Source organism: Micromonospora sp. NPDC049301 (assembly GCF_040678715.1).
GTDB lineage: Bacteria > Actinomycetota > Actinomycetes > Mycobacteriales > Micromonosporaceae > Micromonospora.
Genome location: NZ_JBFAQO010000005.1, coordinates 118,678 through 141,829, shown reverse-complemented (window position 1 = coordinate 141,829; position 23,152 = coordinate 118,678). Strand labels below are relative to the sequence as shown.

The following is a 23,152-nucleotide window of genomic DNA, read 5'->3' as shown; positions in this document are numbered from 1 at the left end:
GCGGCGCTTACGTTGCCCCGAAGAGGATCAGTGGTTGACATAACTGTAAGCCTCTAGTAGAGGGTGAGGGTTCAGCTCTGATCCTCGCTGGTGACAGCTGTCGTCGGCCGTTGGTCTGGCCACGCCGTACCCGGTCGGCCGAAGCCAATCTCGAAGGGAAGGACCGGAGATGACACCTCCGCACAACTACCTGGCGGTCATCAAGGTCGTCGGCATCGGGGGCGGCGGCGTCAACGCCGTCAACCGGATGATCGAGGTTGGGCTCAAGGGCGTCGAGTTCATCGCGATCAACACGGATGCCCAGGCGCTGCTGATGAGTGACGCCGACGTCAAGCTCGACGTCGGCCGGGAGCTGACCCGTGGGCTGGGCGCCGGCGCCAACCCGGACGTCGGCAAGAACGCCGCCGAGGACCACCGCGACGAGATCGAGGAGGTGCTCAAGGGCGCCGACATGGTCTTCGTGACCTGCGGTGAGGGTGGCGGCACCGGCACCGGTGGCGCGCCCGTGGTGGCGAACATCGCCCGCAAGCTCGGCGCGCTGACCATCGGCGTGGTGACCCGGCCGTTCTCCTTCGAGGGCAAGCGCCGCCAGGTGCAGGCCGAGTCCGGAATAGACGAACTGCGCAACCAGTGCGACACCCTGATCGTCATCCCGAACGACCGGCTGCTCGCGCTGGGCGACCGCGGCATCAGCATGATGGACGCGTTCCGCACCGCCGACCAGGTGCTGCTCTCCGGTGTGCAGGGCATCACCGACCTGATCACCACCCCGGGTCTGATCAACCTGGACTTCGCCGACGTCAAGAGCGTGATGAGCGGCGCCGGCAGCGCGTTGATGGGCATCGGCAGCGCCCGCGGCGAGAACCGCGCGGTCGAGGCGGCCGAGGCGGCCATCTCCAGCCCGCTGCTGGAGCAGAGCATGGACGGCGCGCGCGGCGTGCTGCTCTCCATCGCCGGCGGCTCCGACCTGGGCCTGTTCGAGATCAACGACGCGGCCCAGCTGGTCACCGACGCGGCCCACCCGGACGCCAACATCATCTTCGGCGCGGTGATCGACGACGCGCTCGGCGACGAGGTGCGGGTGACGGTCATCGCGGCGGGCTTCGACGGGGGAGCGCCGGCGTACAAGGCGGCCGAGCCGGCCCGCAAGACCAACACCAACCAGCCGGCGGCGCAGAGCGCGCCGGTCCCGGCGCCGGCCACCATGCCGGCGCCGACCCAGTCGCCGCGCCGGGTGCTCTTCGACGACGTGGACGTGCCCGACTTCCTCAAGAACGGGTCCTGAACACCGCCGATGACCGACAGCTCAGCCACGGCACGACCGGACCGGCGCGCCGAACTCGCGGCCGGCCTGGCCCAGGTACGGGCCCGGATTGCCGACGCCTGCGCGGACGCCGGCCGGGACCGTGCCGACGTCACGATGATCGCGGTGACCAAGACCTACCCGGCCAGTGACGTGCTGGCGCTGGCCGGGCTCGGGGTGACCGACGTGGGGGAGAACCGCGACCAGGAGGCGGCCGGCAAGGCCGCCGAGGTCGCCGCGGCCGGGGTGAGCCCGCGCTGGCACTTCATCGGCCAGTTGCAGCGCAACAAGGCCCGCTCGGTGGTCCGGTACGCCGACGTGGTGCACTCCGTCGACAGCGTCCGGCTGGCCCGGGCGCTGGCCACCGCCTCGGCCGACCGCGAGCGACCACTGGCCGCCCTGGTGCAGGTGAGCATCGACGGTGACCCGGCCCGCGGTGGTGCCCTGCCCGACTCGGCCGACCCGGGTGTCGGGTTGGAGGCGGTGGCCGAGGAGCTGGCCGGCTCGCCGACGCTGCGGCTGGCCGGTCTGATGGCGGTGGCGCCGCTGGGTTGGGCGCCCGAGCGTGCCTTCGCCCGGCTGGCCGAGGTGGCCGAGGCGTTTCGCTTGGTCCATCCGGGAGCGACCGCGTTGTCCGCCGGAATGAGCGGCGACCTGGAAATCGCGATCCAATACGGCGCGACACATGTCCGCGTCGGTAGCGCGTTGCTCGGAATGCGCCCCACGCTGCGGTAGCCTGACCGCGAGACAAGCAAATTACATCAGTGTTGTTTCAGGAACGGCGTCTCCTAGTCGGGGGTCGTGGCGCGCGACGCGAATCGCGCGCCAGGGGATTGCCGTTCCGGTCCGATGGGCATGGGTTGTCCACTCGCGACGGGCGACATGGCACGGGGGCGCGTGCCGCACGGCGGACGGAAGGGCGCGGGATGGGTGCACTGCGCAAGGCGGGGGTCTGGCTCGGTCTGGTCGAAGAGGACGATGAGCGGGCCTACGACGACGGTGGCTACGACAAGGGTGGCTACCGCGACTCGCGTTACCGGCAGAGCCGGTACGCCGAGGAGTTCGCCGACGAGGACGACGAGGACGCCGAGGAGCCGCCGGCTCCCCGGCCGCGGGCCGGTGAGCGGAGTCGGCTCTCCGAGCGGTCGAACGGGCGGGTCGGCGAGTCCGACCGGGGTGACGTCGAGCGTCCGGAGCGGGCCGAGCGGTCCAGCGTCCGGTCGATCACCCGGTCCTCCGCCGGCGAGACCTCCGGCGCGCTGACCTACCACACCCGGGACAACCTGGCCCTCGCGCCGCAGGTCACGGCCCGCGAGCGGGCCGTGCCCGAGGAGGAGCAGCGCTACCAGATCACCACGCTGCACCCCACCACCTACCGGGAGGCGCGCACCATTGGTGAGCACTTCCGCGACGGGGTCCCGGTGATCATCAACCTCACCGAGATGGATGAGGCCGACGCCCGCCGTCTGGTTGACTTCGCCGCCGGTCTGGCGTTCGGGCTGCGCGGTACGATCGAGCGCGTGACCAATCGGGTGTTCCTGCTCTCACCGGCCAATGTCCAGGTCACCGCGGAGGACAAGGCCAAGATCGCTGAGGGCGGCTTTTTCAGTCTGAGTTGATCCTGCCCGACCCGAGGGACGTCGCTGACCGTGCTGTCGATCTTGCTGCAAGTGTTGTACCTGATCCTTTATGTCTTCCTGCTCCTTCTTCTGTCCCGGTTTGTGCTGAGCGCCGTTCTGCAGTACGGCCGCCGGTGGCAGCCGGGGCGTGGAGCATCGGCGGGACTGGAATCCGTGTGGAGCGTCACTGATCCCCCTCTCAACGCGTTGAGGCGTGTGATCCCTCCGCTGCGAATTGGTACCGTGAGCATCGACCTGGCCTCCCTTGTGCTCCTGGTTATCCTGTTCGTGCTGATGGAGTTCGTGTTAGGGCCGTCGATCAGGGCATCTGCCTGATGACCGACGCGCTTTCGCGGCCGCAACTGACCCGAGGAGTTTCGATGCCGCTGACCCCGGCCGACGTACACAACGTCGCCTTCAAAAAGCCGCCGATCGGCAAGCGGGGGTATGACGAGGAGGAGGTCGACGCCTTCCTGGACGAGGTTGAGCGCGAGCTCGCCCGTCTCATCGAGGAGAACAACGAGCTGCGCGCCCAGGTGGAGCGCGGCGGCCGTGGCGGTGCCCCCGCCGGCCCCGGCGGCGACGCCCGACTCGCGGCGGAGCTCAACGACGTCAAGGCCCAGCTGGACCGGGTGCAGCGCGACAAGGCGGCGGCCGAGCAGGCCGCCCGCGCCATGCAGTCCGAGCTGGAGCAGGTCCGCGCGACCGGCGGCCCGGGAGCGGTCACCGGCGACGGCGAGCAGCAGGCCCTCCGGGTGCTGATGATGGCCCAGCGCACCGCCGACGACCACGTGTCCGACGCGCGCCGCGAGGCCGACCAGCTCCTGTCCGAGGCCCGCAGCAAGGCCGAGGAGGTGACCCGCGAGGCTCGCGCGAAGGCCGACGCCCTGGAGCGGGACGCCCGCCAGCGGCACCAGGAGGCCATGGGCGGCCTGGACGCCAAGCGCACCGCGCTGCAGAAGCACATCGAGGAGCTCAAGCAGTTCGAGCGCGAGTACCGCACCCGGCTCAAGGCCTACCTGGAGAGCCAGCTGCGTGACCTCGACGGTCGCGGCCAGGGCCTCGAAGCCGAGATGACCCGCTCCGAGGCAGGCCGGGCCGCCGGTGGCAACGGGCTGGCCGCCGCGGGTCTCGCCGGTTCGTACGGCGGCGGGCGCTCCGGCGCCCTCGAAGCCGGACGCTGAGCACCGGCCGGCGATCGCTGTCCGCAGATGGTGACGGTCGCCGGCCCCGCACGGACGGTACGACGCGGCGGGGGTGAGCCGTGATAGTCGCGAGTCTCCTGCTCATCCTCGTCGCTGTGGTGCTACTGGTGCTCGGCCTGGCCGGTGGCTCCAGCATCATGTTGATCATCTCCATCGCGGCCAGTCTGCTGGCCGCCGTGGCGTTGGTGGTGGGCGCCCGCCAGGCAGCCGCCAACCGCGCCACGGCGGAGCCCGGCTGGACCGGCCGGCGGAGTCCGGGACCGCCCCGCACGGCCAGCCAGGCCGGACCGGGTGCCGCGTACGGGCCGCCGCTGGCCGAGCCGGACGTACCGGTCCAGCACATGCCCACGACGGTCGGTACCGGTGGCACCGGGTGGCGGCAACCACCCGAGCCGCCGGCCGACCAGGCGTCGCCGTTCGACGCGCCGGTCGACCAGGGGCCGCCGTTCGCGAGCCCGGCCGATCACTCGTCCCCCTCCGCCTCGTCCGCCAGTCCGGCGTCGCCCTTTGCGGCGTCGGCCGACGAGGCGTCCCGGGTGGGTGCGCCAGCGGCCGCGGAGCCGGCGGCCGGTGAGCCGGCCGCGCAGCCGGTCACCCCCGCCGAGGCGGCCCGGGTGGCCCGGCTGCCCGACCCGGTCGAGGTGGTGGACGGTCACCCCCGCTACCACCTCGCCAGTTGCCCCCATCTCGTCGGCCGGGCGTCCGAGACGCTGCCGGTCGCCGAGGCCGTCGAGCTCGGCTTCAGCCCGTGCGCGCACTGTGCGCCGGCCACCGCCCTGCTCGCCGACGTCCGTCCGATCTGAAGCGGCATCCGGTGCCCGCACAGGACACGCTCACCGTGGCGGTACGGGTCAAGCCCGGCGCCTCCCGCGATCGGGTCGGTGGTCGGTTCGACGGCCCGCACGGCCCGGCCCTGGTGATCGCGGTGCACGCCCCGGCCGTGGACGGTCGGGCCACCGAGGCCGCCCGCCGGGCGTTGGCCGGCGCGTTGGGCGTCCGGCCGGCCGCGGTGTCGCTGCGTACCGGCGCGGCCAGCCGGGACAAGCTCTTCCTCGTCGACCGGCCCGGCCCGGAGCTGTCCGAGGTGCTGCGCCAGCTGCGCGACGGATCCGCCGGGTGAGGAACGCCCGGGTCAGGGCCTGTGTCGAAGTCCCTGGCCGGCCTGCGGCGGGCCCCGGCAACGACCGGCTGCGTTGGAGATCGGTCCGGATACAACACCGGTATCCGGACCGATCTCCGCCTTGCCGGACGCCGCCGGGACTCCGCCTCGGCTCGACCGAGGACTTCGACACAGGCCCTCGGCAACCGTGACGCCCGGGCTGGATATCGCGCTGCTGCTCGGCGCGGCGGTGCTGCTGGTGGCGGTCGGTGCGGTACGGCTCTCCACCCGGCTCGGGGTGCCCAGCCTGCTCGTCTACCTGGCGCTGGGCGTGGCGATCGGCGAGTCCGGGCTGGGCATCCGCTTCGACGACGTCGAGCTGACCCGGACCCTCGGCTTCTGCGCGCTGATCGTGATCATCGCGGAGGGCGGTCTGACCGCCCGGTGGAGCACGTTGCGGCCGGTGCTCGGGCTGGCCGCCGCGCTGTCCACGGTGGGCGTGGTGGTCAGCATCGTGCTGGTCGGCGTCGCCCTGCACCTGCTGCTCGGGCTGGACTGGCGGCTGGCGCTGCTCTACGGGGCGGTGCTCTCCTCCACCGACGCGGCCGCGGTCTTCGCGACCCTGCGCCGGCTGCGCCTGCCGCCTCGGCTGGTGGCCACGCTCGAGGCCGAGTCGGGCATGAACGACGCCCCGGTGGTGCTGCTGGTGGTGCTCCTGTCCCACCACGGCTGGTCGCACCCGTGGTGGTACGAGACCGCTCTGGTCGTCTACGAGCTGGGTGTCGGGGCCGCGGTGGGGGTGGGTGCCGGCGTCGCCGGCACCTGGGCGCTGCGCCGGGCGGCGCTGCCCTCGGCCGGGCTGTACCCGATCGCCGCGGTGGGCATCACCGTGCTGGCGTACGCCGCCGGGGCGGTGCTCCACGCCTCGGGGTTCCTCGCCGTCTACGTCGCCGGGGTGCTGCTCGGCAACGCCCGGCTGCCGCACCGGCAGGCGATCCTCGGCTTCGCCGACGGGCTGGCCTGGCTGGCCCAGATCGGCCTGTTCGTGCTGCTCGGGCTGCTGGCCTCGCCGGGCCGGCTGGACGCGGCGGTGCTGCCGGCGGTGGTCGCCGGGCTGGCGTTGGTGCTGCTGGCCCGGCCTCTGTCGGTGGTCGTGTCGGCGCTGCCGTTCCGGGTCGGTCTGCGCGAGCAGGCGTTCCTGTCCTGGGCCGGGCTGCGCGGAGCCGTGCCGATCGTGCTGGCCACCATTCCGCTCTCCGAGCACGTGCCCGGCGCGGAGCGCCTCTTCGACGCGGTCTTCGTACTGGTGGTGATCTTCACGCTGGTGCAGACCGGGACGCTCGGGCCGCTCTCCCGCCGGTTGGGGATCACCGCGCCGGCCGAGGCCACCGAGATCCACGTGGAGACCGCCCCGCTGGAGCGGATGCGGGCCGACCTGCTCCAACTGGAGGTGCCGCCCGGCTCACGGTTGGCCGGCGTGCACGTCGACGAGCTGCGGCTGCCGCTGGGCGCCTCGGTCACCCTGGTGCTGCGGGACGGTGTCGGGTTCGTACCCGGGCCGGACACCCGGCTGAAGACCGGCGACAGCCTGTTGATCGTGGCCACCGGCGGGGTGCGCGACGCCGCCGAGCGCCGGCTGCGGGCGGTCAGCCGGCGGGGTCGGCTGGCCCGGTGGTTTGGTGAGTACGGGGATGAGGCCGACGGTTGATCTGCTAGCGTTCCTTTTGCCCCAGTTAGGCAGGGCTCGGGGCTGTTAAGCGGTGCGACGGTGCGGCACGTTGTCGGACGCCTGTACGTTCCGTATTCTTGCCAACCTCCGGAGTGCGCGGCCACCGTCGCCGTGCGCCCCTTTTCGTACATAGGGGACGCCTTGGTCGGCGCCCCCTGACCAGGTGCCGCGACCACGCGGTTCCGCGGCCGAGGGAGCGACCCATGGCGAAGCCAGCCGACACCAGGACCGCCGGCCGCAAGCCGGTGGCCAAGGCCACCCGCAGCGCGGCGGAGACCGAGAAGATCCGGGCGGCGCTGGCGGCGCGGCGGGACGAGCTTCGCGCCGAGTACGATCAGACGCTGAGCGAGATCACCGAGCTGCAGCGCGATCGGCTGACCGACTCGGCCGGGGACGACCAGGCCGATACCGGCACCAAGACGTTCGAGCGGGAGCAGGAGATCTCTCTCGCCAACAGCATTCTGGAACGGATCACGCAGGTCGAGCGCGCCCTGGAGCGCCTCGACGAGGGTGGTTACGGCTGGTGCGAGCGGTGCGGCAACCCGATCCCGGTCGAGCGCCTCGCCGCCTTCCCGTCGGCCACCCTGTGCGTGACGTGCAAGCAGCTGGAGGAGCGGCGCTGAGGTCCGCTCCCCGGCGGCGATGAGACGGTGAGCGATCACCGCCGAGACTGTCGATGGGGAGCGCATGACCGCAGTACCGTCCGCCGAACCCGGCCGCACCGATCCGGGTGGCGACAAACCCCGGCCGAGGGCCGTCGCGATCCTCACCGGAGTCGCCCTGGTGGCCCTGCTGGCCGACCTGGCCACCAAGCACCTCGCGCTGGCCACACTGACCGATCGGGAGCCGGTCCAGCTGCTCGGCGGGCTGGTCTACTTCAGCCTCACCCGCAACAGCGGCGCGGCGTGGAGCATCGGCGCGGACCACACCTGGGTCTTCCCGCTGATCACCATCGGTGTGGTCGGCTGGATCGTCTGGATGGCGCTGCGGCTGCGCTCACTGCCGTGGGCGGTCTCGCTCGGTCTGGTGCTCGGTGGTGCGCTGGGCAACCTCGTCGACCGGATCTTCCGGGCACCCGCCCCCTTCCACGGGCACGTGGTCGACATGATCAGCCTCTTCGACCCGTACGGCCAGGTCTGGCCGGTGTTCAACCTGGCCGACAGCTCGCTGGTCTGCGGCGTGCTGCTGGCCGTGCTGCTGGAGTTGACCGGCCGCCAGCGTGACGGCCGGCGGGTCGGCCGCGACGGCGACCCGGCCGACGTTACCCCCGCCCAGGGCGCCGACCAGCGGGAGCGGGCGTGACCTCCGCCTTCGCCGCCGGCGGCGACCACCGCTCACTGCCCGTGCCGGACGGGCTCGACGGGATGCGACTGGACCAGGCGGTCTCCCGGCTGTTCGGGCTCTCCCGCACCGCCGCCGCGGCCCTGGTCGACGCCGGGGACGCGCTGGTCGACGGCGCCGCCCGGCCCAACTCGCACAAGGTCAAGGCCGGCTCCTGGCTGGAGGTCACGCTTCCCGCCCCGGTCGCCCCGCCGACCGTGGTGCCGCAGGCGGTGCCCGGCCTGCGAGTCGTGTACGCCGACGACGACATCGTGGTGGTGGACAAGCCGGTCGGCGTGGCCGCGCACCCCAGCCCGGGCTGGACCGGCCCGACGGTGATCGGTGCCCTCGCCGCGATCGGGCACCGCATCTCCACCAGCGGCGCCGCCGAGCGGCAGGGCGTCGTGCACCGGCTCGACGTGGGCACCACCGGGATCATGGTGGTGGCCAAGAGCGAGCAGGCGTACACGGCGTTGAAGCGGGCCTTCAAGTACCGCGAGGTGGACAAGGGCTACCACGCGGTGGTGCAGGGGCACCTGGACCCGCTGCGGGGCACCGTCGACGCGCCGATCGACCGGCACCCCACCCACGACTACCGCTGGGCCGTGGTGTCCGGCGGCAAGCCGAGCATCACGCACTACGACACCCTCGAGGCGTTCCCGGCGGCCAGCCTGGTCGACGTGCGACTGGAGACGGGCCGGACCCACCAGATCCGGGTGCACTTCTCGACCCTGCGGCATCCCTGTGTGGGCGACCTCACGTACGGTGCCGACCCCACCCTCTCGGCCCGGCTCGGCCTGGCCCGACAGTGGCTGCACGCCCGCGAGTTGAGCTTCCTGCACCCCCGAACGGGGGACGAGGTCCGGTTCGTCAGCGACTACCCTGACGACCTGGACCGCGCGCTCCAGATCCTGCGTGACTGAGCGGCGACCGCCCGACACCGATCCGACGAGGGGATCCCGCCCGTGCGCGCCGGCGACCTGCTGCGGCAGCTGGACCAACGGCTGCTGCCGCCGCTGACCCGGGCCGTGACCCGGCTGGGCGACCGGTCGGCGCGGTCCGGGGTGCTCACCTGGGCCGCGGTGCTGTCCTCGGCGGCGGTGCTGGGCACCGCGGTCTGGGCCGCCGACGACGCTCCGGTCGGCGACCGGACGGTGGGGGAGGTGACCCGGGTCGGGGTGGTCGACGGCGACTCCGTCCCCGGCTACCTGCGATCCGCCGCGGCTGACCTGGCCGCGCTGCCCACCGCGGCGCCGGCCACCGGGGACGGCACCTACGCGCTGGTCACGCTGGACGCGTACCTGCCGCCGCAGCGACTGGCGTCGGTGCTCGGCGACGTGCCGGTCTCGACGGTGTTCGGGCGGGTGCCGCTGCCCGGCCGGCAGACCGAGATCGTCCGGATTCCCGCGCTGCGGGTCCCCGACGACGTGGTCGCCGGGATGGCGCAGGTGGCCGTCCGCAAGGACGCCGAGGCCGCGGACTACCGGGCGAGAGCGGCCACGGTGAGCGGCGACGGCCCCGAGGAGCGGGAGTTGCGCGAGCAGTACGCCAGCGGAGCGGACGTCGCGGCGGCCGAGGCCTCCGCCTACCGCACCGGCTGCGCCTGCGTGTACGCGGCGGTGGTGCGGGCGACGCCGGGGGTGCTGCGCGGCGTGGCGGCCCGGCCGGACGTGCGGGCGGTCGACCCCGCGCCCGAGGTGTACCGGCTGGACCGCGCGGTCTTCACGCCGCCACTGCCCGAGCAGCGCGACGTGGTCCGCCCGCCGGCCGACACCGGACCGAGCGCGGTGCCGACCCCGGAGGCGCCGGTCGGGTCGACGCCCGTCGCGCCGGCGCCGTCGGCGTCGATGGTCGAATCGTCGGAACCCGCACCCATCGTGACGACTCCGTCACCTGAGCCGTCGGCGGCCGGGCCCGCCGAGTCGGTGGCGCCGAGTGTCACCACCTCGCCGGACGCCACCGGCGCCGGGCCGCTGACGCCGTCCCCGTCGTGATCTGCGCCGGGTGGTGTGCGTGCGGTGGTGTGGTCCGAATAGTGTTTCCTTCGTAGCCTGTCAGACGGAGATCGATGGCGCTGGGAGGGCGGGCCGTGGAGGGCAGTGAGACCGGCTGGGGCCGGCCGGCCGAACCAGCGCCGAGGTGGCGGGCGCTGCTGGACCGCGCCCGGCACGGCGCACGCGCCCCCGAGCAGGCCGAGCCCGACCGGCGAGCCGACGAACCACCACCGGATCCGCTGCCCCGACGCGCGGCCCCCAGCGGCTACTCCGGGCGGGCGCCGGCCATCGGGCATCCGGCGGAGCTGTCGTACGGCGCGGACCCGGGTTACCGGGCCGAGGCGACCTACCGGGTCGATCCCGCCTACCGGGCCGAGCCGGCGTACCGGCCGGAGCCGGACTACCGGGGCGAGCCGGGTTACCGGGCGGAGCCCGCGTACCGGGCCGAGCCCGCGTATCGAGCGGAGCCGGACTACCGCGCCGAGCCGGCGTACCGGGCCGCGCCGGACTACCGGGCGGACCCGGCGTACCGGGCCGAGCCCGAGCCGGAGCCGCCCTCCCGCCGGGCCGAGCCGGTCGAGTCGCGCTACGCGCTGCTGGACAACGGCTACCGGCACGGCAGCCCGCCGGTGGAGTCCCGGTACGCGCTGCTGGAGACCGGCTACCAGCCGGAGACCGGCTACCCGGCGCCCCCGCCCCCGCCGCCGGCCCCGCCGGTCGCGCCGCCGCCCACCCCACCGGTCGCCCCGCCGCCGGTCGCACCGGTCGCCCCGCCGCCCGCCGCGCCGGTCAGCTCGGCGATCGCCGAGCGCGGCTACCCGCCGCGCATCGAGTGGCGTCCGCAGGGCGTCGACCCGGAGGTGGAGCGGGCCACCGCTGTGCTCCGCCGCGACCTCGGCACCCCGCGGGTGTTCGCGTTCGCCAACCCCAAGGGCGGGGTGCACAAGACCACCGCCACCGTGCTCGCCGCGGCCACCGTCGGCAGCGTGCGCGGGCGGGGCGTGCTGGCCTGGGACGACAACGAGCTGCGCGGCACCCTCGGGCTGCGCGCCGGCAGTGCCCGGCACGCCCGGACCATCCGCCACCTGATCACCGAGCTGGCCCAGATCGAGATCCTGGAGGGCGCGACCCTGCTGGAGCGGCTCGACGACTACCTGCGGCACGCCTCCGACGGCTCGTACGACGTGCTGGCCGGTGAGGAGAGCCCCCGCTTCGCGCAGCGGCTGGACCAGTTCACCGTCCGGCGGGTGCTGGAGCTGCTGCGGCGTACCCACGACGTGGTCTGCGTGGACACCGGCAACAACGTGGAGAGCCCCAACTGGCGCACCGTGATGCAGGCCGCCGACCAGCTGGTGGTGACCACCGTGCCGCGCGAGGACGCGGCGTTCAGCGCGGACTGGATGCTCGACCTGCTGCACGAGGAGGGCATGGGGGAGCTTGCCGACAACGCGATCACCCTCATCTCCTGCCCCACGCCGGGCCGCTCCGCGTTGCAGGACGACCTGGAGCGGCACTTCGCCACCCGTACCCGCGCGGTGGCCGTGGTGCCCTACGACCCGGCGTTGGAGACCGGGGCGTCGATCGAGTATCACCAGCTCCAGCCGGAGACCCGTCAGGCGTGGCTGCGCGCCGCCGCGGTCATGGTGGAGCCGTTCGCCCGGTGACCCGGCCCGGCGCGATCACGTCATCGGGCGGGAGCGCGGATGACCGTGCACGGCCCGGGCGGCGAGCTGAGAGGATCATCGGGTGAACCCCGACAGCCCCGAATCCGACCGGCCCGCGCCGCGCGGCGACGAGCCGTCCGCACCACCGGCGCCGGCGGACCCGGTCAGCGAGCAGCGTCCGGGCGGGGCGCCGCCGGATGCTGTGGCCGACCCCGGCCCGCTCCCGGCCGACGAGCCGCGTAGGCCGGCGCGGACCGCGGCGACGGTGGTCGGCGTGGCGCTCGCGCTGGCCGTGCTGGGTGCGCCGCTCGGGCTGCTCTGGGCCGCGCTCGCGCCCGACACCCCGGTGCTCAAGACCGACCAGGGCGCCATCTACGCCGACCCGCAGCCGGAGCAGCCGATCGCCGCGGACGGCTGGTTCAGCCTGCTGGGGCTCGCCTTCGGTGTGCTCGCGGCGCTGACCCTGTGGTTCGTGCTGCGCCGGCGGCGCGGCCCCGTCGGGCTCCTCGCCGGGGTGTTGGGCGCGCTGGCCGCCGCGCCGGTGGCCTGGCAGGTGGGGCGGCGGGTCGGCCTCGGCACCTTCGACCGGCTGCTGGACACCGCCCCGGCCGGCCAGGCCTTCACCAAACCCGCCGACCTGCGGGCCGGTGGCGTCGACTGGGTGCTCGGCGTGCTGCCGGTGCCGCACGGCAACCTGCTTCTGCCGGCGTTCGGCGCCGCGGTCACGTACACCCTGCTCGCCGGGTGGTCGCGCTGGCCGTCGCTGCGCCCGGAGCCGATGCCCGACCCGGCCGCGTTCAGTTGGGCGTCGGCGGGGACGCCAGCTCCGCCAGCGGCACCGGAACCGCCCGCACCTGGCGCAGCAGAGCCGCCTCGCGGTTGAGTAGCCGCAGCTCGGCGCGGAGCCGGGCGGCGGTGTCGTCGATCGCCAGCAGCCGCTGCCGATCGTCGATGGTCAGCGCCGCGGTCGCCGCCACCAGGTGGGAGAGCACGGTCGGGTCCTCCGGCAGCTGCTCGGAGATCTCCTCCGGGTCGGACCGGATCAGGCCGAGGTACTGCCGGAACACCGCGATCACCCGGGCGGCCAGCAGGTCGGCCACCTCGTCCGGCCCGGCCGGCTCGGGCAGCCACTCGACCTCGGCGGTCAGGTACGGCGTGGAGCTGTCGTCGACCTCGTCGATCCGGAACCGGCGGCGACCGACCGTGACGATGTCGAAGCCCCCGTCGGCCAGCTCGGTCACCTGTCGCAGCTCGGCGGTGCAGCCCACCTCGTGCAGGGTGACGTCGCCGACGCTGGCGGCGGGCGTGGGTCGGTTGGCGGGACCGGCCGGCGCGACCTCCCAGCCGGCCTGGATCGCGACCACCCCGAACTCGCGCGAGGCACCCTCGGGCAGGTCGACCAGGTGCCGGACCAGGGCCCGGTAGCGCTCCTCGAAGATGTGCAGCGGCAGCACCAACCCTGGAAAGAGCACCGTTGCGAGCGGGAACACCGGCAGCCGTGCGGTCACAGGTGGAGCCTAGCCAATCTCGCCCAGGTCGGCGTGGCCCGGCTCACCGTCCCGGCGGTCGGGCGGCCCGGGTGCGCCCCGGCCCGGCCGCCTAGACTCGCAAGGGTGCTGAATCGGATCGACCTGCGCGACGGTCTCGGTGACCCGCGCCGCCTGCTGCCCCGTGCCCAGCTCGACGTGTCGGTGGCCGTCGAGCGGATCCGGCCGCTCGTGGAGGCGGTCCGGGAGCATGGTTACCCGGCGATCCGGGAGGCCAGCGAGCGGTTCGACGGCGTCTCCCCGGAGGTGCTGCGGGTGCCGGTCGAGGCGATCGCCGAGGCCGAGGGGGTGCTCGACCCGGAGGTGCGCGCCGCGCTGCTGGAGTCGATCGCCCGCGCCCGCCGGGTGCACGACGACCAGCGGCGTACCGAGCACACCACCCAGGTGGTGCCGGGCGGCACGGTCACCGAACGGTGGCTGCCGGTCGACCGGGTCGGCCTCTACGTCCCCGGTGGGCTGGCCATGTACCCGTCGACCGTGGTGATGAACGTGGTGCCCGCCCAGGCGGCCGGGGTGCGCTCGCTGGTGGTGGTGAGCCCGCCGCAGAAGGACAACGGCGGCCTGCCCGACCCGCGGGTGCTCGCCGCGTGCGCGCTGCTCGGCGTCGACGAGGTCTACGCCGTGGGCGGCGCCCAGGCGGTGGCGATGCTGGCGTACGGGGCTGCGGTGGACCCGGCGGGCGACGCGCGCTGCGAGCCTGTGGACCTGGTTACCGGCCCCGGCAACATCTGGGTGACGGCCGCCAAGCGGCTGCTGCGGGGCGTCGTGGGCATCGACGCCGAGGCGGGGCCGACCGAGATAGCCATCCTGGCCGACGACACCGCCGACCCGGCGCACGTGGCCGCCGACCTGATCAGCCAGGCTGAGCACGACCCGCTCGCCGCGAGCGTGCTGGTCACCCCGTCGGTGGCGCTGGTCGAGGCGGTCGAGCGGGAGCTGGCCCGGCAGGTGCCGGCGACCAAGCACGCGGAGCGGGTGACCACCGCGCTTACCGGGGAGCAGAGCGGCGTGGTCCTGGTCGACGACCTCGAGGCCGGGCTGCGGGTGGTCGACGCGTACGCGGCCGAGCACCTGGAGATCCAGACGGTCGACGCCCGGGAGTGGGCGCTGCGGGTGCGCAACGCCGGGGCGATCTTCGTGGGCGCCTGGTCGCCGGTGTCGCTCGGCGACTACTGCGCCGGCTCCAACCACGTGCTGCCCACCGGCGGCTGCGCCCGGCACTCCTCGGGGCTCTCCGTGCAGTCCTTCCTGCGTGGCGTGCACCTGATCGAGTACACCGAGGCCGCGCTGCGCGAGGTGGCCCCGCACGTGGTCACCCTGGCCACCGTGGAGGATCTGCCCGCGCACGGCCAGGCGGTCCGGGCCCGCTTCCCCGGAGGGGCGGCGTGAGCGAGCGCAGCGGGGAGGCGGCATGAGCGCGCTGGGCGACCTGCCGATCCGCGACGACCTGCGCGGGCTGTCGCCGTACGGGGCGCCGCAGCTGGACGTGGCGGTGCGGCTGAACACGAACGAGAACTCCTACCCGGTGCCCGAGCCGGTGGTGGAGGCGATCGGCAAGGCGCTCGCGGCCGAGCTGCGCGACCTCAACCGCTATCCGGACCGGGACGCGGTGGCGCTCCGCGCCGACCTGGCCGGGTACCTCGGTCACGGGCTCACCGTCGACCAGGTGTGGGCGGCGAACGGTTCCAACGAGATCCAGCAGCAGCTGCTCCAGGCGTTCGGTGGTCCGGGCCGCAGCGCGCTCGGTTTCGTGCCGGCGTACTCGATGCACCCGCTGCTGGCGCTCGGCACCGGCACCCGGTGGGTGCCGGCGCGGCGCGGTGTCGACTTCGGGTTGACCGCCGACGAGGCGGTCGCCCAGGTCCGCGAGCACCGGCCCGACGTGGTCTTCCTCTGCTCGCCGAACAACCCCACCGGCACCGCCCTGGACCCGGCGGTGGTCGCCGCGGTCCTCGACGTCGCGCCCGGCATGGTGGTGGTCGACGAGGCGTACGCCGAGTTCGCCCGGCCCGGCACGGTCAGCGCCCTCGCGGTGCTGCCCGGGCACCCGCGCCTGGTGGTCACCCGGACGATGAGCAAGGCGTTCGGCTTCGCCGGCGGGCGGCTGGGCTACCTGGCCGCCGACGCGGCGGTGGTGCAGGCGGTGCAACTGGTCCGGCTGCCGTACCACCTCTCGGCGCTGACCCAGGCCGCCGCCCGCGCGGCGCTGGCCCACCGCGACGCCCTGCTCGGTACGGTGAGCGCGATCATGGCGCAGCGGGACCGGATCGTGGCGACGCTGCGGGGCCGCGGGTTGCGCGTTGCCGACAGCGACGCCAACTTCGTGCTCTTCGAGGTGGGCGGGGACCAGGCCACCGCCTGGCGCGCCCTGCTGGAGCGCGGGGTGCTGGTCCGCGACGTCGGCCTTCCCGGCTGGCTGCGGGTCACCGCCGGCACCCCCGCCGAGACCGACGCCTTCCTTTCTGCGATGGAGACACTGTGATGAGCCGGACCGCCCGGGTGGAGCGGATCACCAAGGAGACCAAGGTCCTCGTCGAGATCGACCTCGACGGCACCGGCACCGCCGAGATCAGCACCGGGGTCGGCTTCTACGACCACATGCTGCACCAGATCGCCCGGCACGGCGGCTACGACCTGACCGTGCGCACCGTCGGCGACCTGGAGATCGACGCGCACCACACCATGGAGGACACCGCGCTCGCCCTGGGCGCCGCGTTCGACCAGGCGCTGGGCGACAAGGCCGGCATCCGGCGGTACGGCTCGGCGACCGTCCCGATGGACGAGGTGCTGGTCCGCGCCGCCGTGGACCTGTCCGGCCGACCGTACGTGGTGCACGACGAGCCGGCGCTGGCGCCGTACATCGGCCCGGTGTACCCGACCAGCATGACCCGGCACATCTGGGAGTCCTTCGGCCAGGCGGCCCGGATCACCCTGCACGTCGACGTGCTGCGGGCGGCCCGGCCGGGCGGTAACCCGGACGCGCACCACGTGGTGGAGGCGCAGTTCAAGGCGGTCTCCCGGGCGTTGCGCGATGCCACCGCGATCGACCCGCGGGCGGCGGGCGCGATCCCGAGCACGAAGGGGGCGCTCTGATGAGCGCGAGGAGTGCAGCGCAGCGGAGCCCCGCAGTCGTGAATGGAAGGTGGCTCTGATGAGCGCGAGGAGTGCAGCGCAGCGGAGCCCCGCAGTCGTGAATGGAAGGTGGCTCTGATGAGGGTGTTGCCGACGCTGTTGCTGATCCTGGCCGGGGTGCTGGTCGGCGGGGTCTGGTCGCTGTACCGGCAGGGCGCGCCGAGGAGCGCCGTGGTGGTCACCGCGCTGTTGGCGCTGCTGGCCACCGCCGGCGGGGTGCTCTGGTTGCTTCCGGAGTCGGGCGCGTGAGCGGCGTCGTGGTGCTCGACTACGGCTCGGGCAACCTGCGCTCCGCGGAGCGGGCGCTGGCCGCCGCCGGCGCGGACGTACGGGTGACCGACGACCTGGACGCGGCGGCCGCCGCCGACGGCCTGGTGGTGCCGGGGGTGGGTGCCTTCGCGGCGTGCATGGCCGGGATCGAGGCGCTCGGCGCCGGCCCGGTGATCGCCGAGCGGGTGGCCGCCGGCCGACCGGTGCTCGGCATCTGTGTGGGCATGCAGGTGCTGTTCGAGCACGGTGACGAGCACGGTGTGGTGACGAAGGGGCTGGGTCTGCTGCCCGGCGGGGTGACCCGGCTGGCCGCCACCCGGCTGCCGCACATGGGCTGGAACACCGTCCGGGCGCCCCGGGGCTCGGTGCTCTTCGCCGGCATGCCGGCGCAGAGCAGGTTCTACTTCGTCCACTCGTACGCGATGGGCGATCCGACGGCGCTGGCCGCCACCGGGGCCACGGTGACCACGGCCCACCACGACACGGACTTCGTCGCCGCGGTGGAGCGTGGTCCGCTCTCGGCGGCCCAGTTCCATCCGGAGAAGTCCGCCGACACCGGTGCCGCGCTGCTGCGCAACTGGCTTGCCACGCTGTCCAGCGGTGGCTGAGCGTCGTCGCCGCCCGGCGCCCGACCGGCGGGGGTCGCGGTGAGCCGGGAGCGGGCGCGCCGCCGGGCGGTGCGCGAGGCGGAGCAGGCCCGGGAGCGGGCGGTCCGGCAGCGTCGGGTGGCCCGCCGGCAGCGTCGCCGGGCGGTGGTCCGCCGGTTGACGCCGCAGCTGCGGCGGGGCCGCTCGGGTCGGCTGGCCCGGCACAGTCGGGGCGAACGCGCCGCGATCGTGCTGCTCACCGTGGCGGCGCTGATCCTGATCTGGACGTTCGTCGACGATCTGGCGCTGCGTATCGCGCTGATCGTGCTGTTGCTGCTCGTACTGCCGGCGATCGTGGTGATCGCCCTGGACCGTCGCACGTGATCGAGGAGAAGACGTGAGCCTCACCCTGTTACCCGCCGTGGATGTCGCCGACGGCCGGGCCGTTCGGCTCGTGCAGGGCGCCGTCGGTAGCGAGAGCATCTACGGCGACCCGCTGGACGCCGCACTGGCCTGGCAGCGCGACGGCGCGGAGTGGATCCACCTGGTCGACCTGGACGCGGCGTTCGGCCGGGGCAGCAACGCGCACCTGCTCGCCGAGGTGGTGCGCCAGCTCGACGTGCAGGTGGAGCTCTCCGGCGGCATCCGCGACGACGAGTCGCTGCGGGCGGCGCTGGGCACCGGGGCGGCCCGGGTGAACATCGGCACCGCGGCCCTGGAGGACCCGGTCTGGTGCGACCGGGTGGTCGGGGAGTACGGCGACCGGGTCGCCATCGGGCTGGACGTGCGCGGCCGTACCCTCTCGGCGCGTGGCTGGACGCGGGACGGCGGTGACCTGTACGAGGTGCTGGAGCGGCTGGACAAGGCGGGCGCCAGCCGGTATGTGGTCACCGACATCACGAAGGACGGCACCATGCGCGGGCCGAACCTGGACCTGCTGCGCGAGGTGTGCGCGCGGACCGACCGCCCGGTGATCGCCTCGGGTGGGGTGTCCACGCTGGACGACCTGCGGGCTCTGGCAACGCTGGAGCCGCTCGGGGTGGAGGGTGTGATCGCCGGCAAGGCGCTCTACGCGGGCGCCTTCACGGTGGCCGAGGCGCTGCGGACGCTGGCCGAGGCGTGACGGCCACGCGGCTCGGCTCGGGCGGTCCGTGGGAGCAGCGGTACGGCTACTCCCGGGTGGTCCGGGCCGGCGACCGGGCCTGGACGGCCGGCTGCACGGCCACCGTGGACGGCCGGGTGGTGCACGTCGGGGACGCCGCCGCGCAGACCGCGCAGGCGCTGCGGATCGGGCTGGCCGCGCTCGCCGAGGTGGGCGCGCAGCCGGGTGACGTGGTCCGCACCCGGATGTACGTGATCGATCGGCTGCACGCCGACGAGGTCGGCCGGGCGCACAACGCGGTCTTCGGCGCGGTCCGGCCGGCGGCGACGCTGGTGGTGGTGGCCGGCCTGCTGGACCCGGAGCACCTGGTCGAGGTGGAGCTGGAGGCGTACCTCCCGGACCGCTGAGGCGGTGCCGGCGGTCCCGGTGGTGATCGCGGTCATGACCGCACTGCGACCCGATCGGTTGTGCACAACTGAATTGTGGGCTACGGTTCACCGGTGACCGATGACCTGGTGCTGCGCCGGCAGGTGTGCTTCGCGCTCTACGCCGCGTCGCGCGCCCTGACCGACGTCTACCGGCCGATCCTCGACCGGTTCGGGCTGACCTACCCGCAGTACCTGGTGCTGCTGGTGCTCTGGGAGCGCCCCGACGACGCCCCCACGGTCTCCGAGCTCGGCGCCGAGCTGCGACTGGACTCCGGCACGCTCTCCCCGCTGCTCAAGCGGCTGGAGGGGGCGGGCCTGGTGGTGCGGCGGCGGTCGGCGCGCGACGAGCGACGGGTCGAGGTGGGCCTGACCGAGCAGGGCCGGGCGCTGCGGCAGCAGGTGGACGAGATCCCACTGCGGATCGCCAGGGCCACCGGGCTCGACGTCAGCGAGCTCGTCGCGCTGCGCGACACCCTCAGCCGGGTCACCGACACCATCCACCGACAGAAGGAGCAGTGACCATCATGCAGGTGCTCTACACCGCATCCGCCACCGCCAGCGGCGACGGCCGGGACGGCCACGTCGAGACCTCCGACGGCACGTTCACGCTCGACCTGGCCGTGCCGAAGGAGATGGGTGGCGCCGGTGGTGCCGCAAACCCGGAGCAGCTCTTCGCCGCCGGCTACGCGGCCTGCTTCCACGGCGCGCTGCGGCTGGTCGCCCGCCGGGCCAAGGCCGACGTCACCGGCTCGGTCGTCGCCGCCGAGGTGGGCATCGGCCCGAACGGCAGCGGCGGGTTCGGGCTCACCGTACGCCTCGTCGTCGACCTGCCCTCCGTGCCCCGCGAGGCCGCCGAACAGCTCGTCGAGCAGGCCCACCAGGTGTGCCCGTACTCGAACGCCACCCGCGGCAACATCGACGTCGCGCTGACCGTCCGCGAGTCCCTGGCCGCGTGACCTCGCGGACCCACGCCCCCCGACCGCGGACGAGAGGACAAACTCCCCATGACCAGCAACCGTGAGATCCACCTGGCCAGCCGCCCCCAGGGCTGGCCCACGGAGGAGAACTTCCGGCTCGTCGAGACCGACGTCCCGACGCCCGGCCCGGGCCAGATCGTGGTCCGCAACCAGTACCTGTCGGTCGACCCGTACATGCGGGGCCGGATGAACGACGTCAAGTCGTACGTGCCGCCGTTCGCGCTCGGCGCGCCGCTCGACGGTGGCGCGGTCGGCGAGGTGATCGCCAGTGAGGCGTCCGGCATCGCCGTCGGCGACACCGTGCTGCACGGGCTGGGCTGGCGCGAGTACGCGCTGCTCGACGCCACCGCCGCCCGCCCGGTCGACCCGAGCCTCGCCCCGGTCAGCGCGTACCTCGGCGTGCTGGGGATGGTCGGTCTGACCGCGTACGCCGGGCTGCTCGAGGTCGCCGCGATGAAGCCCGGCGAGACGGTCTTCGTCTCGGCCGCGGCCGGCGCGGTCGGCAGCCTGGTCGGCCAGATCGCCAAGCTCAAGGGCGCCGGCCGGGTCATCGGCAGCGCCGGCTCGCCGGCGAAGGTGCAGCGGTTGCGGGCGCTGGGCTTCGACGCCGCCTTCGACTACCACGACGGGCCGGTCCGCGACTCGCTGAAGGCGGCGGCCCCGGACGGTGTCGACGTCTACTTCGACAACGTCGGCGGCGACCACCTGGAGGCGGCGATCTCGGCCATGAACCTGCACGGCCGGGCCGCCATCTGCGGCATGATCGCGCAGTACAACGACACCGAGCCCCCGGCCGCGCCGCGCAACCTCGCGCTGGTCATCGGCAAGCGGCTCACCCTGCGCGGCTTCCTGGTCGGCGACCACGGCAACGTGCGCGAGGCGTTCGTCCGCGACGTCGCCGGCTGGCTGCGCGAGGGTCGGCTCTCCTACGACGAGACGGTCGTGGACGGCATCGAGAACGCCCCGGCGGCGTTCCTCGGCCTGCTGCGCGGCGACAACCTCGGCAAGATGCTCGTCCGGGTGTGACTCCCGATCCCGACGCGGGGCGGTGGCCGGTCTCACAGGTCGGTCGCCGCCGCGCGTGCGGAGGATAGGCTCGCGGCATGACGGTGGCGGTGCGGGTGATCCCCTGTCTGGACGTGGACGCCGGGCGGGTGGTCAAGGGGGTCAACTTCCTCGACCTGCGTGACGCCGGCGATCCGGTGGAGCTGGCCGCCGCCTACGACCGGGCCGGCGCGGACGAGCTGACCTTCCTCGACGTCACCGCGTCCTCCAGCGACCGCGGCACCATGCTCGACGTGGTGCGCCGCACCGCCGAGTCGGTGTTCATCCCACTGACCGTGGGCGGCGGGGTGCGGCAGGTCGCCGACGTGGACACGCTGCTGCGCGCCGGCGCGGACAAGGTCGGCGTGAACACCGCCGCCATCGCCCGTCCGGAGCTGATCGCCGAGATCGCCGACCGCTTCGGCCGGCAGGTGCTGGTGCTCTCCCTGGACGTGCGCCGCGCACCGGCCGGCGGCACCCCCAGCGGCTTCGAGGTCACCACCCACGGCGGCCGGCGCGGCACCGGGATCGACGCGGTGCACTGGGCACGGCGGGGCGCCGAGCTGGGCGCGGGGGAGATTCTGCTCAACTCGATGGACGCCGACGGCACCAAGGCGGGCTTCGACCTGGAGCTGATCGGTGCGGTGCGGGCGGTGGTGGACGTGCCGGTGGTGGCCAGCGGTGGCGCCGGCGAGGTGGCCCACTTCGCGCCCGCGATCGGGGCGGGCGCGGACGCGGTGCTCGCCGCCAGCGTCTTCCACTTCGGTGAGCTGACCGTGGCCGAGGTCAAGGACGCGCTGCGCCGCAGCGGTCACCCGGTGCGCTGAGCCCGATCAGTGCCCGCCGGAGTGACCCTCCGGTGAACGCCGGGGCGTGGGGATCGAGCGGACCACGTACTCCTGGACGGCCGCCGCGTGGTCGGCCTCGTCCAGGCTCCACTCGGCGCTGCCCGGCGCGTGCCGGCGGCTCAGCACGCCCTGCACGGTGTCCACCATGGTCGCCACCCCGGCGCGCGGCCGGGTGCGCCAGAGCTGCTCGCCCTCGGCGGTGATGCGGAACCAGCCGTCGGAGACGCTGACCAACCCGGCGCCGACCAGCCGCCGGACCGCGGCCTCCACCTCCTGCCGCTGCGGGATCGCGTGGTTGAGGTGGTCGGCGGTGGAGAGCACGTCGGTCAGACGGACGCCCTCCGGGCGGCGGCTGGTCGCGGACCGACGGTGCCGCCCGGCCCCGCTCGCGATCACCAGCGACACGAAGATCCAGGCGTCGGTCCAGCGCCAACCGTTCTCCCCCATGCAGAGATGATGACGGCGAGCGTCGCGGAAGGGAACACCCACCCACCATCCGGCCCGTGTCCACCACCGCCGCGTGCCGGCGTGCGAACCGTGGGTGAACGATCAGCCGGCCGGGGGCACCGGGGCGGGGGCACCCGCCGTGGGCGCGGTGGCTGGCGGGGCGGGTGTGGCGGTGTCCGCGTCGGGCACCGCGAACAGCGGGATGAAGAGCTGCGCCAGCGGGCCGATGGCCAGCGCGTACGCGACGGTGCCCAGGCCGACCGTGCCGCCGAGCAGCCAGCCCAGCGCCAGCACGGTGACCTCGATGACCGTGCGCACCAGCCGGATCGACCAGCGGGGTCGGCGGGCCACCAGGCCGGTCATCAGCCCGTCGCGCGGGCCGGGACCTAGCCGGGCGCCGAGGTAGAGACCGGTGGCGGCGCCGTTCGCGATGATCCCGGTGATCAGCAGCGCGATCCGGACGCCGAGCGGGCCGCCGGCCGGCAGCAGGGCCAGCGTGGCGTCCACCACCAGGCCGATGACCACGACGTTGCTGACCGTGCCGAGGCCCGGGCGTTGCCGCAGCGGGATCCAGAGCAGCAGCACCAGCGCGCCGACCCCGATGGTGACCGTGCCGAAGGAGAGCCCGGTCAGCTCGGACAGCCCCTGGTGGAACACGTCCCACGGGTCGAGGCCCAGGTCGGAGCGGACCAGCAGAGCCATGCTGATCCCGTAGAGGGCCAGCCCGGCGTAAAGCTGGGTCAGCCGTCGCACCGGCCGGTGCCGCAGATTGCCAATCAGTGCCATGCATGCCACCCTAGGTGCCAATCCTCCCGGAGGAAGAAGCCAATATCCGAG

29 protein-coding genes are annotated in these 23,152 nt (G+C 73.9%); 26 read left to right on the top strand and 3 right to left on the bottom strand.

The genetic code is table 11. The features are described 5' to 3' along the window. Positions 1 to 169: 169 nt before the first annotated feature. The 14 genes from ftsZ (at position 170) to AB0K07_RS16425 (ending at position 12,816) form a co-directional block, all read left to right on the top strand. Positions 170 to 1,285, top strand: a complete 1,116-nt coding sequence (gene ftsZ / locus AB0K07_RS16490) for a cell division protein FtsZ (protein WP_089019751.1) — start codon at positions 170 to 172, stop codon at positions 1,283 to 1,285. Positions 1,286 to 1,294: 9 nt separating this feature from the next. Next, a complete protein-coding gene (locus AB0K07_RS16485; RefSeq protein WP_363755844.1) occupies positions 1,295 to 2,038 on the top strand; it encodes a YggS family pyridoxal phosphate-dependent enzyme in 744 nt (247 codons plus the stop codon). Positions 2,039 to 2,229: 191 nt separating this feature from the next. After that, positions 2,230 to 2,922: a cell division protein SepF gene (gene sepF, locus AB0K07_RS16480; protein WP_363755842.1), complete on the top strand. Its 693-nt coding sequence runs from the start codon at positions 2,230 to 2,232 to the stop codon at positions 2,920 to 2,922. 30 nt (positions 2,923 to 2,952) lie between these two features. Further along, positions 2,953 to 3,258, top strand: coding sequence for a YggT family protein (locus AB0K07_RS16475; RefSeq protein WP_030334503.1), 306 nt, complete (start codon positions 2,953 to 2,955; stop codon positions 3,256 to 3,258). A 44-nt stretch (positions 3,259 to 3,302) separates the two neighbouring features. Further along, positions 3,303 to 4,106 carry a DivIVA domain-containing protein gene (locus AB0K07_RS16470; RefSeq protein WP_363755840.1) on the top strand — a complete coding sequence of 268 codons (804 nt, stop codon included), beginning with the start codon at positions 3,303 to 3,305 and terminating at the stop codon, positions 4,104 to 4,106. Positions 4,107 to 4,222: 116 nt separating this feature from the next. Next, the gene (locus AB0K07_RS16465; RefSeq protein WP_363755838.1) at positions 4,223 to 4,930 is read left to right on the top strand and encodes a hypothetical protein; all 708 of its coding nucleotides are present in this window, start codon (positions 4,223 to 4,225) and stop codon (positions 4,928 to 4,930) included. 11 nt (positions 4,931 to 4,941) lie between these two features. Further along, the gene (locus tag AB0K07_RS16460; RefSeq protein ID WP_363755836.1) at positions 4,942 to 5,247 is read left to right on the top strand and encodes a DUF167 domain-containing protein; all 306 of its coding nucleotides are present in this window, start codon (positions 4,942 to 4,944) and stop codon (positions 5,245 to 5,247) included. A gap of 187 nt (positions 5,248 to 5,434) precedes the next feature. Then, entirely contained in the window at positions 5,435 to 6,934 is a 1,500-nt protein-coding gene (locus AB0K07_RS16455; RefSeq protein ID WP_363755834.1) for a potassium/proton antiporter, read from the top strand. A 224-nt stretch (positions 6,935 to 7,158) separates the two neighbouring features. Then, positions 7,159 to 7,578 carry a TraR/DksA C4-type zinc finger protein gene (locus tag AB0K07_RS16450; RefSeq protein WP_007463005.1) on the top strand — a complete coding sequence of 140 codons (420 nt, stop codon included), beginning with the start codon at positions 7,159 to 7,161 and terminating at the stop codon, positions 7,576 to 7,578. A 64-nt stretch (positions 7,579 to 7,642) separates the two neighbouring features. Beyond that, positions 7,643 to 8,257 carry a signal peptidase II gene (gene lspA / locus AB0K07_RS16445; protein ID WP_363755832.1) on the top strand — a complete coding sequence of 205 codons (615 nt, stop codon included), beginning with the start codon at positions 7,643 to 7,645 and terminating at the stop codon, positions 8,255 to 8,257. Next, a complete protein-coding gene (locus tag AB0K07_RS16440; RefSeq protein WP_124770805.1) occupies positions 8,254 to 9,198 on the top strand; it encodes an RluA family pseudouridine synthase in 945 nt (314 codons plus the stop codon). Before lspA ends, AB0K07_RS16440 begins: the two co-directional genes overlap by 4 nt. A 42-nt stretch (positions 9,199 to 9,240) precedes the next feature. Continuing rightward, entirely contained in the window at positions 9,241 to 10,269 is a 1,029-nt protein-coding gene (locus AB0K07_RS16435) for a hypothetical protein (RefSeq protein WP_363755829.1), read from the top strand. Between the two features lie 74 nt (positions 10,270 to 10,343). Further along, positions 10,344 to 11,933, top strand: coding sequence for an AAA family ATPase (locus tag AB0K07_RS16430; protein ID WP_363755827.1), 1,590 nt, complete (start codon positions 10,344 to 10,346; stop codon positions 11,931 to 11,933). An 82-nt stretch (positions 11,934 to 12,015) separates the two neighbouring features. Continuing rightward, positions 12,016 to 12,816 (top strand): DUF2567 domain-containing protein, encoded by an 801-nt coding sequence (locus AB0K07_RS16425; RefSeq protein WP_363755825.1) that lies wholly within the window; start codon positions 12,016 to 12,018, stop codon positions 12,814 to 12,816. On the opposite strand, the gene AB0K07_RS16420 is transcribed toward AB0K07_RS16425, so the two are convergent. Further along, positions 12,731 to 13,441: an LON peptidase substrate-binding domain-containing protein gene (locus tag AB0K07_RS16420; RefSeq protein ID WP_363755823.1), complete on the bottom strand. Its 711-nt coding sequence runs from the start codon at positions 13,439 to 13,441 to the stop codon at positions 12,731 to 12,733. The two genes, AB0K07_RS16425 and AB0K07_RS16420, sit on opposite strands and share 86 nt — an antisense overlap. Before the next feature lie 105 nt (positions 13,442 to 13,546). Between AB0K07_RS16420 and hisD the strand changes: the two genes are divergently transcribed. The 12 genes from hisD (at position 13,547) to hisF (ending at position 21,847) form a co-directional block, all read left to right on the top strand. Beyond that, positions 13,547 to 14,869: a histidinol dehydrogenase gene (gene hisD / locus AB0K07_RS16415; protein WP_363755821.1), complete on the top strand. Its 1,323-nt coding sequence runs from the start codon at positions 13,547 to 13,549 to the stop codon at positions 14,867 to 14,869. Between the two features lie 22 nt (positions 14,870 to 14,891). Further along, positions 14,892 to 15,962: a histidinol-phosphate transaminase gene (locus AB0K07_RS16410; protein WP_363755819.1), complete on the top strand. Its 1,071-nt coding sequence runs from the start codon at positions 14,892 to 14,894 to the stop codon at positions 15,960 to 15,962. Further along, positions 15,962 to 16,573 carry an imidazoleglycerol-phosphate dehydratase HisB gene (hisB, locus tag AB0K07_RS16405; protein WP_363755817.1) on the top strand — a complete coding sequence of 204 codons (612 nt, stop codon included), beginning with the start codon at positions 15,962 to 15,964 and terminating at the stop codon, positions 16,571 to 16,573. Before AB0K07_RS16410 ends, hisB begins: the two co-directional genes overlap by 1 nt. Before the next feature lie 117 nt (positions 16,574 to 16,690). After that, positions 16,691 to 16,861: a hypothetical protein gene (locus AB0K07_RS16400; RefSeq protein WP_363755815.1), complete on the top strand. Its 171-nt coding sequence runs from the start codon at positions 16,691 to 16,693 to the stop codon at positions 16,859 to 16,861. Next, a complete protein-coding gene (gene hisH, locus AB0K07_RS16395; RefSeq protein WP_363755813.1) occupies positions 16,858 to 17,490 on the top strand; it encodes an imidazole glycerol phosphate synthase subunit HisH in 633 nt (210 codons plus the stop codon). Before AB0K07_RS16400 ends, hisH begins: the two co-directional genes overlap by 4 nt. A gap of 39 nt (positions 17,491 to 17,529) precedes the next feature. Then, on the top strand, positions 17,530 to 17,853 hold the full coding sequence (locus AB0K07_RS16390) for a hypothetical protein (protein ID WP_363755811.1): 324 nt from the start codon (positions 17,530 to 17,532) through the stop codon (positions 17,851 to 17,853). Positions 17,854 to 17,866: 13 nt separating this feature from the next. After that, entirely contained in the window at positions 17,867 to 18,592 is a 726-nt protein-coding gene (gene priA / locus AB0K07_RS16385) for a bifunctional 1-(5-phosphoribosyl)-5-((5-phosphoribosylamino)methylideneamino)imidazole-4-carboxamide isomerase/phosphoribosylanthranilate isomerase PriA (protein ID WP_363755809.1), read from the top strand. Then, on the top strand, positions 18,589 to 18,978 hold the full coding sequence (locus tag AB0K07_RS16380) for a RidA family protein (RefSeq protein ID WP_363755807.1): 390 nt from the start codon (positions 18,589 to 18,591) through the stop codon (positions 18,976 to 18,978). Before priA ends, AB0K07_RS16380 begins: the two co-directional genes overlap by 4 nt. A 93-nt stretch (positions 18,979 to 19,071) precedes the next feature. Beyond that, positions 19,072 to 19,518: a MarR family transcriptional regulator gene (locus tag AB0K07_RS16375; RefSeq protein WP_363755805.1), complete on the top strand. Its 447-nt coding sequence runs from the start codon at positions 19,072 to 19,074 to the stop codon at positions 19,516 to 19,518. 5 nt (positions 19,519 to 19,523) lie between these two features. Next, entirely contained in the window at positions 19,524 to 19,955 is a 432-nt protein-coding gene (locus AB0K07_RS16370) for an organic hydroperoxide resistance protein (RefSeq protein WP_363756614.1), read from the top strand. 48 nt (positions 19,956 to 20,003) lie between these two features. Then, complete coding sequence (locus AB0K07_RS16365) at positions 20,004 to 21,002, top strand: NADP-dependent oxidoreductase (protein ID WP_363755803.1); 999 nt, start codon at positions 20,004 to 20,006, stop codon at positions 21,000 to 21,002. 77 nt (positions 21,003 to 21,079) lie between these two features. Continuing rightward, positions 21,080 to 21,847 (top strand): imidazole glycerol phosphate synthase subunit HisF, encoded by a 768-nt coding sequence (gene hisF, locus AB0K07_RS16360; RefSeq protein WP_363755801.1) that lies wholly within the window; start codon positions 21,080 to 21,082, stop codon positions 21,845 to 21,847. 6 nt (positions 21,848 to 21,853) lie between these two features. On the opposite strand, the gene AB0K07_RS16355 is transcribed toward hisF, so the two are convergent. Beyond that, a complete protein-coding gene (locus tag AB0K07_RS16355) occupies positions 21,854 to 22,315 on the bottom strand; it encodes a hypothetical protein (protein ID WP_363755799.1) in 462 nt (153 codons plus the stop codon). Between the two features lie 102 nt (positions 22,316 to 22,417). Further along, positions 22,418 to 23,101 (bottom strand): hypothetical protein, encoded by a 684-nt coding sequence (locus tag AB0K07_RS16350; protein ID WP_363755797.1) that lies wholly within the window; start codon positions 23,099 to 23,101, stop codon positions 22,418 to 22,420. Positions 23,102 to 23,152 lie beyond the last annotated feature (51 nt).

Excerpts from the sequence above, each read along its gene's own strand:
- hisF (WP_363755801.1), top strand. The coding sequence starts at position 21,080 with ATGACGGTGGCGGTGCGGGTGATCCCCTGTCTGGACGTGGACGCCGGG.
- AB0K07_RS16430 (WP_363755827.1), top strand. The coding sequence starts at position 10,344 with ATGGCGCTGGGAGGGCGGGCCGTGGAGGGCAGTGAGACCGGCTGGGGC.
- AB0K07_RS16400 (WP_363755815.1), top strand. The coding sequence starts at position 16,691 with ATGAGGGTGTTGCCGACGCTGTTGCTGATCCTGGCCGGGGTGCTGGTC.
- hisB (WP_363755817.1), top strand. The coding sequence starts at position 15,962 with ATGAGCCGGACCGCCCGGGTGGAGCGGATCACCAAGGAGACCAAGGTC.
- AB0K07_RS16370 (WP_363756614.1), top strand. The coding sequence starts at position 19,524 with ATGCAGGTGCTCTACACCGCATCCGCCACCGCCAGCGGCGACGGCCGG.
- AB0K07_RS16350 (WP_363755797.1), bottom strand. The coding sequence starts at position 23,101 with ATGGCACTGATTGGCAATCTGCGGCACCGGCCGGTGCGACGGCTGACC.
- sepF (WP_363755842.1), top strand. The coding sequence starts at position 2,230 with ATGGGTGCACTGCGCAAGGCGGGGGTCTGGCTCGGTCTGGTCGAAGAG.
- AB0K07_RS16450 (WP_007463005.1), top strand. The coding sequence starts at position 7,159 with ATGGCGAAGCCAGCCGACACCAGGACCGCCGGCCGCAAGCCGGTGGCC.
- AB0K07_RS16365 (WP_363755803.1), top strand. The coding sequence starts at position 20,004 with ATGACCAGCAACCGTGAGATCCACCTGGCCAGCCGCCCCCAGGGCTGG.
- AB0K07_RS16355 (WP_363755799.1), bottom strand. The coding sequence starts at position 22,315 with ATGGGGGAGAACGGTTGGCGCTGGACCGACGCCTGGATCTTCGTGTCG.
- AB0K07_RS16485 (WP_363755844.1), top strand. The coding sequence starts at position 1,295 with ATGACCGACAGCTCAGCCACGGCACGACCGGACCGGCGCGCCGAACTC.
- AB0K07_RS16410 (WP_363755819.1), top strand. The coding sequence starts at position 14,892 with ATGAGCGCGCTGGGCGACCTGCCGATCCGCGACGACCTGCGCGGGCTG.
- AB0K07_RS16470 (WP_363755840.1), top strand. The coding sequence starts at position 3,303 with ATGCCGCTGACCCCGGCCGACGTACACAACGTCGCCTTCAAAAAGCCG.
- lspA (WP_363755832.1), top strand. The coding sequence starts at position 7,643 with ATGACCGCAGTACCGTCCGCCGAACCCGGCCGCACCGATCCGGGTGGC.
- ftsZ (WP_089019751.1), top strand. The coding sequence starts at position 170 with ATGACACCTCCGCACAACTACCTGGCGGTCATCAAGGTCGTCGGCATC.